We start from the raw sequence: 12,357 nt of genomic DNA, 5'->3' as shown, positions 1-12,357 counted from the left end.
CAGCAAAGGAACGAGGTTTCTATCCTACATGATCAAGGTCAACCCCACCAATAAAACTCGTCAAGAGAAGGCCACCAAGAATTCCTTAAATGGCAAAGTTCTTGTCCGAATTCCCCAAGCGAAAGCGTAAGAATATGGATATGAATACAATTGGTTAAAAGAGGGAAAGGTGAAACACGACGAAACATTAGCAGAAAGGGATGAATTAGAAATAATCCGGACCTATAAGACAATTGTTAGAGGAATTATCCAATACTTTTGTTGGACTAACAATCCAAGTGTTTTGACTCACTTAAGTTATCTAGCTGAATACAGCTGTTTGAAAACGCTGGCAAGGAAACGGAAAACGTCAATTGTCAGAGTTCGAAAGAAATGTAAATCGCAATAAGCATTACCAAAGTATCATGAATAAAAGAACAAAGGTATTGTGTAAAGATTGTCATCGCAAGATAACCAATCAACAAATACATGATATTAGAAAACAAGAACAATAAGAATAAATAGCTAATTAACCGCGAGGAGACATTAGTTCTCGAGAGAGAGTGAATTATGGAAAGCCGGATGCTGGGAAACTTGCTTGTCCGGTTTGGACGGGGGCTGATTGTAAATAAAACAGCAAAGACAAATCGCTGAATAAAACGCAATTAATCTATCCGTATAAATTAAGGAATATGAAAAAAAATACTGATATTTGGGAAGGTAAAGCAATTTAATATAACTAAACATTAGTTAACAAAAAAGGATAATTAGGAATAATTTAAACCTATAAAAAATTGTTAGAGGGAAAGATCTCCCGCTACTTTTGTTTAGCTAATAATTTTTGGATAATTAACTTATCTTAATTATCTAGGAAAATAAAGTTTTTAAAGACTCCTAGCGAGGAAACATTACATGTCAATCGCTAGAGTTAAAAAGAAATTTGGAATTGGGAAATTTAGGGGATAAATATAATTAGAGAGATAAAACCCAAAATTGATAATTTGAAAGTCTCATTATTAGTAAATGATTAAAAATATTAGAGTCATCAAATAAAGTCTAAATTATTTATTTATTAATTGTACTCTAAATATCATAAAGACAAATCCTGATATGGAAATGTCAATAAATCTATTTATATTTTTTTTAAAAAATTTTCAATTAATAAAGGTTATTATTTCGGAGGAATACCCAAGTCTGGTTAAAGGGGCACGCTTGGAAAGCGTGTAGATCTTATTAGATGCGAGGGTTCGAATCCCTCTTCCTCCGCCATTAATTTTATATATATATAAATAAGTTTGTATAAATAAATATTTTATTATTTTATAAATAATTTTTTTAATATAAAATCATAAAATATTTAAGTTATAAAAATTGTGATTTTTAGTAAAGGGTTAAAATTGTTTTTAATATGGAAAAATATTTAAATTTATGTCGTACTATTTTAAAATATGGTAATATACGTGAGAATCGTACTAAAGTTTTAACTAAAAGTATTTTTGGTTATCATATGCGTTTTAATTTGACCCAAGGATTTCCTTTATTAACGACAAAAAAAATTAATTTTAATCTAGTGATACATGAATTATTATGGTTTATTAAAGGTGATACTAATATACGTTATTTGGTACAAAATAAAGTAAATATTTGGAACGAATGGCCTTATGAACGATATCGGAATTCTTTATTTTTTAAAAATGAAACTTTATCGGAATTTATCGAGAAAATTAAAAAAGATGAACATTTTGCTAAAAAACATGGAAATCTTGGCCCTATTTATGGAAAACAATGGCGTGATTTTTCGGGAATTGATCAATTAAAGCAATTGATTCATGATATTAAATTTAATCCAAATTCTCGTCGTTTAATTATTTCCGCTTGGAATCCTCCTGAAATATCTAAAATGATTTTACCTCCTTGTCATATATTAATGCAGTTTTATGTAGTAGGAAATAAATTATCTTTGCAAGTTTTTCAAAGAAGCGCCGATGTCTTTTTAGGAATTCCATTTAACATTAGTAGTTATAGTTTATTACTGTTTTTGATTGCTCATATCACTAATTTGCAAGCTTATGAATTAATTTATAATTTAGGAGATGCTCATATTTATCTTAATCATATTCCTCAAATTAAAATTCAATTAAAACGTTCTCCTAAATCATTACCTTATATCACTTTGAACAATAATATTAATTGTATTGAAGATTTTACTATTAAAGATATTCATTTGCATAATTATGATGCATACGAAACTTTAAAAGGAGAAATAGCAGTATGATTAGTTTAATAGCAGCTGTAGATGGTAATTTTTTGATTGGCAATGGTGAAAAATTACCTTGGCATTATCCTCGAGATTTAGCTTTTTTTAAAAAAAAAGTGAATGATCAAGTGATATTAGTAGGTTTAAGAACATATCAATCTTTATGTTATTATTATAAAAATAAAAAATTCCCTTTTAAATCAATTTATTTGGCCACTACTTCTCTTGATATTCCAGCTAAATATTATCGAGATGATATTTCTATTCAAAAAGTTAATGATGTTAAAATTTTCTTACAAGATATTCGTAAAACATCTAAATCAATTATTGTTATTGGAGGTAGACAAATTTATCAATTAGCTTTGCCTTATGTTGATGTTTTATATTTAACTTATATTTTACGTCGTTTTGTCGGAAATATTTATTTCCCTTATTTAAATTTATGCAAATATATTTTAAAAGAATACACAGTTATAGAAGAATTAATTTTTGCCACTTATTTTAAAAAAAATTAAATAATTTTTTTAAGTTTTTTATAACAAGAGTTATTTTAATAATTTTTATAATAAAAAAACTATATTACTAATTTTTATTTAATAAATGATATTTATTTTTGTTGATTTTTTGTAATTTATTTGTTATTTAAAAGGGGTTTATTTTTTATGACAATTTTTAGTATTATTTTTATAATATATTTTTTTATTGTTTGGCACTTTTTTATTGGTATGCGATCTGGAATTATTGTAAAAATATTGGGAAGTTTTGTTAGCTTTTTTTTAACTTTTTGGGCAACTATGTTTGTATGTTGTTTATCTTTTGCATTAATGATGTTATTATTCTCTAATTTTTATTCTTTTAATATTAACATAGATTTTTTATAATTGGTTTTGATTGAAAATTATTTTTTATTACCGGAAAACCAAAATATACGGATATAAGATTTTAAATTTTTTTTATTTTTGTTTGTGTAAAATTTTAAATAATTGATAATTTTTGTGTTATATTTTAAATTAAGTAATTATGATTAAATTTAATTTAAAATCATTTCATTAATTTTTTATAAGTTAATTTAAATTTCTTCTTAGATTTGGTTTTGAATATAGATAAAATTGATATTTTTTATAAATTTTAATGTTTTTTTTATTAATGTTTTTATGAAATATATAATTACATTTTCTTTAAATTAAAAGTTCTTCTTATTAACAAAAAAGGAACAAGAATTATTATAAAAACAAAAATATAAATTAATAAAAAAACTATTAATCCGACCAAATAAAAATAATAAAATTCATGTAACAAAATAAAAAATGATTAAATATTTAATTTTCTTATAAAGAAACATTTTAATGTTTATTGTTAGAATATCATAATAAAATTTTCTTTTCTTTCGATTATTGTTATTGATTATTCAAAAATAATAAATAAATCAAGATTTAAATAAGTGAGTTTATTTTTTATTATTCTATTCGGTTTTAATATTATTAAATAATGAAGATAACTTTTTTAAAAAAATTATTCGAAATTGATTCGTTATTTATTTAATTATTTTAAATTGTTATATAACATAAATGTATATTTTGTTTATTTAATAATTCTATTTTTTATTACATTGTTTATATTAAACGTTCCGTTAGTAATAGTTATTTGTGCTAATTTTTATATTTTTTAATGCAGGAGGTAACACATATATGTTTAGTTTTATTTTTTTAATAACTTTGTTAGTTTTTTGGTATTATTTTATTTTTATTTTTACAAGTAAAATCATTGGTATTTTTGTTGGTTTTGTTTTAGCTATTTTAATATCTTGGTTAATAGCTTTTCTATTATTATTTATTAGTTTAGGATATGCTAAACAAAAATCTATTAATAATGTTTATCATTTAAAAATAGTTCGAAGTTTTTCGAAATTAATTATGGGTTTTTTTCGCATTAAAGTGTCGGTTTATAATTATAATTTGATTCCTTTTAATAATCGTTTAGTTATTTATACTAATCATAAAAGTAATTTTGATCCTTTTATAATAGCTTCTATATTCCCTCGTCCTCTTACTTTTACTCCTAAAGATGAACTTTATAATAATTTTTGGTATGGTTGGTTTTTAAGATTTTGTTTTGATGCTACTCATTGCATTAAGATTAATAGAGGTAATAATAGAGATAATTTAAAATCTTTGGAAAAAGCTAAAGAAATAATTAAAGAAAAATTGGCTGTTTTGGTTTTTCCAGAAGGTGGCATTATTAATTCTACTTCTGATCAGATTAATTCCTCTTTGGATGGTGCTTATAAAATTGCTATTCAAAACCAAGCTGATATTTTACCGATTACTTGTAAAGGCATTTATCGTATGCGCGGTAAATGTTGGTTTAGACTTAAAAAAGTAGAATTATTAATACATCCCTATATTTCTTATTCATATTATAAAGATAAAAAATCATCGCAAATTAATCATGAAGTAACTAATATTATTAATTCTAGACTTTAAATTATGAAATAATTAAATATGAAATAGATAAAATATTTATTAATAATATATTAGTTAAATTTATATTAAATATTATTGATTATGGGATTTAGTTTTATAGAGATTATTATCATTACTAAAAATATAAAAATTACAGAAATTAAGATGTTTAAATTCTCTTTAAGGTTACTTGTGATTAATAATTCTCTTAAATTATTATTAGATATTAGCGTTGCCTGTATAAAGTTCGAGGGAATATCAACATTTGAGTTATTAAAAAAATTAATACCTATAAAATTTCCTTTATGATCGAAACATATAAAGTTTATATCTTTAATTTTTTCTTTTAAATTGAACACAGAATCAAATACAAAGGTGCTATTTTTATTTTCAATTATGCTACTAATTTGACTTTTGAACATTTGAGGGTTATGATCATCACTATCTCCATTTATTAGATAGTAAATATCTTCTCCTACTTTAAGATCTGAAGTTTTTTTAAATGGAACTACAGGGTAGTTTTCTGATGATTTAAAGGTAATTAAAATAATATTGTTTTCGTTTGGAAATATATTATTTATTGTTCCTTGTTCAAATTTATAAATTTCTTGTTCGGAATCATATATAATAATTTCATTTTGATCGTTAAAAATTCGTTTATATAATAAGTTATTTAAGCTGATTAAATTATTTTGATAATTGTCTTCATAGGTAGATAAAACATGATACAGGTATTGATTATCTTGTGTTTTTTCTTTGCTAAAAATTATTCCATTACCTTTTATGTGATGATCTTGATGCCAAACAATTAAAGAATCCATAATTTTTTGTTTTGTTGTATGCACGGAGGGCTTGTTTGAATCAATAAATTTTAGAGATACAAAAGAACTGTCTTTATTTGCTGAACGACGATGACTTTCTAAATAATGTTCGATAAAATTTATTACTTTATGATTTTTATTTTTTATGATTATTTTTAGATTAATTTTGGATTTATCTTGAGAATCAATACGAGCGTATAATTCCATATATTCTTTGTGCGGGTCTATGAATAATATTTGTTGTTGATTATAAGTATAAACTAATTTGATTTTTAATATTATTTTAGATTTATTTTCCTTATTTTTTAATAATGGTAATGTAATCGGATCTTTATGAGTTAAAACGGTTAATTCGTCCATAGAAAATGCGATCATTGGCGCTTCATCATTGTGTTCGATTTTAAGATTATTAAAATTTTTTTTAAAACTATTAAGTTTTCGCATTAAATAATTTTTATGGTTTTCGCTTGTCAAATCGGTTATTATGCCTATATTTTTAGGATTTTGTTTATGTTGAGAAAAAATTTCTTCTAATCTTTTTTGGATATGCAAAATATTAATAGCTTGAGAAAACTTGTCTGTTGTTGTAGGATTATTAATAGTATTACGGTTCATACCAATAATTTGTCCTTTTTGGTTAAAAACAGGTCCTCCGCTATTTCCATTATCTATTTCTATATTAAAATCAATAAAAGCTTCATTTAATTTAGTAATATCTCCTCTTTTTAATAAATTCCTTTTTATTGATTGTGTATTTTTTATGTTCGTTAAGCTTGATAAAAAATTTTCTAATGGAAATGATTCTTGAGATCCCATACTATAAACTATTTGTTGAATTTCTGGTTTTATAAATGAATGCGGTTCCGGGAAAGCTGTTTTTAGAATTTCTTCAATTTCTTTGAATTTAGTTGCATTATTATCTTGAAAAGTTAATATTCCGATATCATCAAAACCTTCGTTATTAGAAATAAAAGTAAAAATTTTGGCATCTTTATATGAATTAAAATAAGTATTATAAACTTTGATTTTAGAATTTTTCCCTGGTTCTAAAACATGAGAATTTGTAATGATGTAGTATTTATATTTATAATAAGAAGATTTTTCAGATTTTTCTGCTGCATAAATAAATCCTGATCCTAAATATCTAGAAAATTCGATCGAGAAAGTGATTTTTGATATATTTTCTATAATTTTTGATATATCTTCTTGAATAATATCAGAAGGTTTTAATTTTTCAGATTGTTCAAAAAAAGATTCATCTATAAAAGATAAAGCAAAAGTATTTAAGAATTTTTTAGATACATCTATATATTGATTATTTATTTGCTGCATTAATCCATTAAATTTACCTTCTTCGTTTAACTTAATTAATAATTGTATTTTCGGGTTATTTTCGATTTGATTAGAGTTTAGTTCCATAGGTATTAAATATTGTTTTTTTATTTTATCTTGAGGAGATGTTAAATTTTCAAAATCGCTATCATCATCTTCGTCTGTTAAACTTTCATAACTATCTGAAAAACTAGATATTGATTCATGATCACTTTCATATTCATTATGGATTTTTTTGTCTTTAATATTATTATTAAATTTTTTATACATTCGTTCACAAAAATTATAAATATAATTCGAAGTAATAATGTAATTAATTTCCATTTTATGCGACTGTTGAGGAAATGAAATTCCAATAAATTCACCTCTTTTATTGAAAAAAATTTTATTATTTTTTCCTTTAATAGAGATAGATAAAGTATTTGATTGGTTTTGATCATATTCTTCACTTATAATTCCTTCTTGAAAGGGTTTGATATTGTCATTAATATCTAAAGTAAATCCATAAACTGTTTCGCCTTTATGAAAATTATATTTTTTTATTTTTGGAAAAAGATTATTATTTGTTGGTTGTTGATTGTCGAAAATTTTTTGTAATTTTTGTTGTATTCCTTCAACAATTTGGTATTTATTTTTATTTTCTTCGTCTATGATATTTTCATTATAATTATCGTATTTAATTGATATGTTAACATTCGACGTTAATATTTTTTTATAATTAAAATAATAGAATATAAAAGTTATTAATATAAAAAAATAAACTAATAGTAATAAATAATTTTTTTTAATAATGCGAAGGATATTCATTTTATTTAATTTTTTAATTAAACCTTTTCTTAGATTGATATTTAAAAATGATGATTTGATTTCAAATCCGCTAATGAATTTAAAATTAAATATTTTCTTTTGACGCGATTTTACAAGTACATTTAATATTATATAATAAAAAAATTAATAAAATGTTATTATTAGAAGACTTGACATAGACTTGACATAATGTTTAAAAAGTAATAGAATAAATTTAGCAGTCATGGTAATTGAGTGCTAAATTATTTATAGTTTTTATATAATAAAAATTTTTTTAATCGATAAATACTTGACAAGATGGTATTTTATTAGTTACAATAATTCCAGCAGTCATGATTCGTGAGTGCTAAATTTGTTTAAATCAGATAGAGTTGTTGAAAAAAAGTTAAATTTTTAAAATAAAATAAATTATTAAAATTATTTTAGTTATATTTAAAAAAAATTAAATTTATTTTGGAAATTTTTATTTATATGATGTAAATGTGGCGAATATGTTTCAATATTCAATTGATTATAGATGTGTTTTGATAATGATTAGTAAAATAAGCCAAATGTAAATATGATAATAATACTATGACAAAGATAAATTTAAATCTATTAAATTAAAGGTAAGAAATTTTTATATAAAGAATAGAAGATAAAATTATGATGATGACAAAAATTATATTTTTTCAAAGGATTTTAAAAATTGATTTCGAATAGAGAAAGATTAATTTTAAAAGCAATTATTGAACATCATTCAGAACATCAACAACCTATTAGCTCGAAATTTTTGTCGCGTTTATCTTATTTAAAATATTCTAGTGCTACTATTCGTTATGATATGGCTCAATTAGAAAAAAAAGGTTATTTATGCAAAACTCATGCATCTAGCGGTAGAATTCCTTCTTTAAAAGGATATGTTTTTTATTTTAATCATTTAATAACTAGAAATCATGATATTTTTCAGCAAATTTCTTTATTTGAGAATATTTTTAAGAATAAAAATTTTAATAAAGAAACTATTGTGAGAGAAGCATTAACCTTGTTAGGAAATGTTACTCGTTATCTTGTAATTTTAGCTTTTCCTAATGCTTTAACAACTCATAAGGTAGCCAAGATTGATTTAGTTTTATTAAGCCCTGAACAAGCTATTGTTTTAATAATAACTAATTATGGTCAAATTCGTTATCAGAGTATTTTTTTAGAACCTTGCAATAATTTTGATTTTCAAAACGTTAAAAGTATTATTTTAGCTATAAATAACACATTATTAGATAAATATTTGTGTGAAGCAATTAAAATTTTGCAAGAAAAAAATATTGAAAATGATTTTTGTAATGCACAATTATTTGATAAATTAGTTAATATTCTAATAGAAATTTTTTATAACTTTAATACAAACAATTCCCATATTTATGGTATTAATAATTTAATTAACAATTTTAGTTGGGCCGATAGCAATACAATGAAAGAGATTTTACATATTTTAGATACTAATAAATTAAATGAAATGTTATTTGATGCTCATAAATACATTTTTAAATTTAATAATCGAATACGTTGGGTATCTTGTCATAAGTTTGCTATTATCTCTATTCCCTGTGAAATTAAAAAATTTCCAGATCAAAAAATGTTTATCGCGGTTTTAGGTCCTATGACTATGGCTTATCCAGAAGTAATTCCGCTGTTAGAATATTTGTCTGTAAATTTATCTCAAACTTTTTACAGTAAAACAAATTTGATTCCTGATAAATTGGAAGAAATTTGCAAATAATTTATTAAAGTATTATTAACAATAAAATATTAAATTTGTAAATAATAAAAGGAGTTTAATTCAAGAATTTATGAATTTTGAAGAATGTTCAAAACAAAACACTAATAATTGTAAACAACATGAAAAAAACATAGATGAAAATAATTGTTCTTGTAAGGAAAAAAAGGTTCAATCAAAAAAAGTTTCTTCTGATCACTCATCTTCCGAAGATAATGCATCTTCAGATATTAATTCCAATAAAGCAGAAACTTTAACATTGAATTGTGGAGATCAAAGTGATAATAAAAATTCTATTTCAGACATTGAATCTAATAAATTTATACCTAATGAAAATGATTTTCAAATGTTAAAAAAACAATTAAATGATTTAAAAGCAGAAAATGTTAATCTTAAAAGAGATCTGCAGGAAGCGCATCAGCAAAGAACCAATGATAATTTGAAATATTTAGCTGATTTTGATAATTTTAAAAAACGTATTACTGTTCAAACAAATAGAGAAATTAAATATGCTTTAACAGATTTTATTAAAAATATTTTAATTCCTTTAGAACAATTCGAAAAGGTTTTAGAAATGCCTAAAGTAGATGACTCTGTTAAATCTTTTTTATTGGGTTTTAAAATGATTCATAAACAAGTTAAGGATATTTTACAAAAAGAAGGTGTAGAAGAAATTAAAGCTTTGGGTGTTAAATTTGATCCAAATTTTCATTATGCTTTGGAAAAAATATCAGATTTAAAACAACCTAATGGTATAAATGTTTTAGTTTTACAAAAAGGTTTTTTATATAAAGATTTAGTTATAAAACCAGCTATGGTAAAAGTAAATGAATGGAGTGATAAAAATAATGACTAAAAAAAATACAAATTCAAGTCCAATTATTGGAATAGATTTAGGTACTACAAATTCTTGTGTTGCTTGCATGGAAAATGGACAACCAAAAGTAATTACTAATTCAGAAGGGGATAGAACTACGCCTTCTGTGGTGGCTTTTAAAGGTGATGAAATAATCGTTGGTAAAGCTGCTAAACGACAGATGGTGACTAATCCTAATACTATTCTTTCGATCAAAAGAGAAATGGGTAAAAAAGGTTATTATAAAGAGTATAATGGTAAAAAATATACTCCTCAAGAAATTAGTGCTATTATTTTACAAAATTTAAAAAAACAAGCTGAAGATTATTTAGGTATGACTGTAACAGAAGCTGTTATTACAGTACCTGCTTATTTTAATGATGCTCAAAGACAAGCTACTAAAGATGCTGGTAAAATTGCTGGATTAGATGTTAAAAGGATTATTAATGAACCTACAGCAGCAGCTTTATCTTACGGATTAGATAAAAATACTCAAAAAGAACAAAATATTTTAGTATTCGATTTGGGTGGAGGTACTTTTGATGTTTCTATTTTGAATATTGCAGAAGGTAATTTTCAAGTTTTAGCTACTGCAGGTGATAATGTATTAGGTGGTGATAATTTTGATGATGCTATTGTAGAATTTTTAATTAGAATTTTCCGCGAAGAGCATGGAATTGATTTGAAAAAAAACAAAGATTTAACTGCTTTACAACGTTTAAGAGAAGCTGCTGAAATGGCTAAAAAAGAGTTAAGTAATGTTGTATCTACGGTTATATCTCTTCCTTTTATTTCTATGGCTGCTGATCAAACTCCTTTGCATTTAGAATATACTTTGACTAGAACTAAATTTAATGAAATCACTAAAAATTTAGTAGATCGTTGTATAACTCCTTTGAGACAAGTTTTGAAAGATGCAAAATTGCAAGTATCACAAATTGATCAAGTTATTTTGGTAGGTGGTTCAACAAGAATTCCGGCTATTCAAGAATTAGTTACTAGAGAATTAGGCAATAAAAAATTAAATAAAAGTGTTAATCCTGATGAAGCTGTTGCTTTAGGGGCAGCTATTCAAGGGGGAATTTTAAGAGGTGATGTTCAAGATATTGTTTTATTGGATGTAACTCCTTTATCCTTAGGGATTGAAACTTTAGGCGGGATATTTACTAAATTAATTGATCGCAATACTACTATTCCAACTTCCAAATCTCAAATTTTTTCAACTGCAGTAGCTAATCAATCTTCTGTTGATATTAATGTGTTACAAGGAGAAAGAGCATTAGCTAAAGATAATCAGTTATTGGGTAGTTTTCAATTAACAGGTATTCCACCTGCTCCAAAAGGTGTTCCTCAAATCGAAGTTACTTTTGATATCGATGTAAATGGTATTGTTTCTGTGTCAGCTAAAGATTTAGGTACTAATAGAAAACACAGTATTACTGTTTCAGGGGGCAGCGGTTTAAGCGAAGAAGAGATTCAAAAAATGATAAAAGATGCCGAAAAAAATGCAGAAACAGACAAAATTCAAAAAGAACGTATTGTTTTACGTAATGATGCTGATAATTTTATTTTCCAAACACGCCAAACTTTAGAATCTTTAAAAGATTCGATAGAAGAGCAAGAAAAAAATGATATCGAAGCTAAGATTCAAGATTTAGAACAAACTTTAAAAGGTGATGATTACGATTCTATTAAAGAAAAATTAAGTATTTTAGAAAAAGCTTCACAACAACTTGCTGTAAAAGCTTATCAAAAAGCGCAACAACAAAATAATAAAGAAAATCAAAATCAAGATACTACTCAAGAAACTGCTAAAACAGAAGATAAAGTAGTAGATGCCGAGTTTGAAGATAAAAAATAAGATAAAAAAATAATAAATCTAATAAAAAGCCAAAAAAAGATATTAATAACTTTTTTTGGTTTATTTATTAATTTTTATTTATCTTATTACAACGAGGAGTTTTATTTTGAAACAAAAAAAAGACTATTATGAAGTTTTAGAATTATCACGTGATGCTAAATTGGATGATATTAAAAAAGCTTATCGACGTCTTTCGAAAAAATATCATCCTGATGTTTGTAAAGAAGCT

General features: G+C 24.0%; 9 protein-coding genes, 1 tRNA gene and 1 pseudogene. 10 read left to right on the top strand and 1 reads right to left on the bottom strand.

Annotated features, from left to right (window positions below):
- The 6 genes and pseudogenes from OC710_RS02720 to OC710_RS01685 form a co-directional block, all read left to right on the top strand.
- A pseudogene (locus OC710_RS02720) lies at positions 1-494 on the top strand (group II intron reverse transcriptase/maturase); the annotation flags it as partial.
- A 663-nt stretch (positions 495-1,157) separates the two neighbouring features.
- A tRNA-Ser gene (locus tag OC710_RS01705) sits at positions 1,158-1,248 on the top strand.
- 139 nt (positions 1,249-1,387) lie between these two features.
- Positions 1,388-2,254: a thymidylate synthase gene (locus tag OC710_RS01700; protein ID WP_004994851.1), complete on the top strand. Its 867-nt coding sequence runs from the start codon at positions 1,388-1,390 to the stop codon at positions 2,252-2,254.
- On the top strand, positions 2,251-2,751 hold the full coding sequence (locus OC710_RS01695; protein WP_004994850.1) for a dihydrofolate reductase: 501 nt from the start codon (positions 2,251-2,253) through the stop codon (positions 2,749-2,751). Before OC710_RS01700 ends, OC710_RS01695 begins: the two co-directional genes overlap by 4 nt.
- Before the next feature lie 147 nt (positions 2,752-2,898).
- The gene (locus OC710_RS01690; protein ID WP_036690752.1) at positions 2,899-3,117 is read left to right on the top strand and encodes a hypothetical protein; all 219 of its coding nucleotides are present in this window, start codon (positions 2,899-2,901) and stop codon (positions 3,115-3,117) included.
- A gap of 807 nt (positions 3,118-3,924) precedes the next feature.
- Positions 3,925-4,719 carry a lysophospholipid acyltransferase family protein gene (locus OC710_RS01685; RefSeq protein ID WP_004994848.1) on the top strand — a complete coding sequence of 265 codons (795 nt, stop codon included), beginning with the start codon at positions 3,925-3,927 and terminating at the stop codon, positions 4,717-4,719.
- Between the two features lie 65 nt (positions 4,720-4,784).
- Here the strand turns inward: OC710_RS01685 and OC710_RS01680 are convergent, their stop codons facing one another.
- A complete protein-coding gene (locus OC710_RS01680) occupies positions 4,785-7,658 on the bottom strand; it encodes a S1 family peptidase (RefSeq protein ID WP_004994845.1) in 2,874 nt (957 codons plus the stop codon).
- Between the two features lie 688 nt (positions 7,659-8,346).
- Between OC710_RS01680 and hrcA the strand changes: the two genes are divergently transcribed.
- The 4 genes from hrcA to OC710_RS01660 form a co-directional block, all read left to right on the top strand.
- Positions 8,347-9,414: a heat-inducible transcriptional repressor HrcA gene (hrcA, locus tag OC710_RS01675; protein ID WP_004994844.1), complete on the top strand. Its 1,068-nt coding sequence runs from the start codon at positions 8,347-8,349 to the stop codon at positions 9,412-9,414.
- Positions 9,415-9,484: 70 nt separating this feature from the next.
- Complete coding sequence (locus tag OC710_RS01670) at positions 9,485-10,267, top strand: nucleotide exchange factor GrpE (RefSeq protein WP_004994842.1); 783 nt, start codon at positions 9,485-9,487, stop codon at positions 10,265-10,267.
- Positions 10,260-12,128, top strand: a complete 1,869-nt coding sequence (dnaK, locus tag OC710_RS01665) for a molecular chaperone DnaK (protein ID WP_004994840.1) — start codon at positions 10,260-10,262, stop codon at positions 12,126-12,128. The genes OC710_RS01670 and dnaK overlap by 8 nt, the downstream gene beginning before the upstream one ends.
- 106 nt (positions 12,129-12,234) lie before the next feature.
- A partial coding sequence (locus OC710_RS01660) for a DnaJ domain-containing protein (RefSeq protein ID WP_304514976.1) occupies positions 12,235-12,357 on the top strand: 123 nt, incomplete at its 3' end.

This window comes from 'Vigna radiata' phytoplasma, assembly GCF_030586915.1.
GTDB lineage: Bacteria > Bacillota_I > Bacilli_A > Acholeplasmatales > Acholeplasmataceae > Phytoplasma > Phytoplasma australasiaticum.
This window is presented reverse-complemented; position numbering and strand designations above follow the sequence as displayed.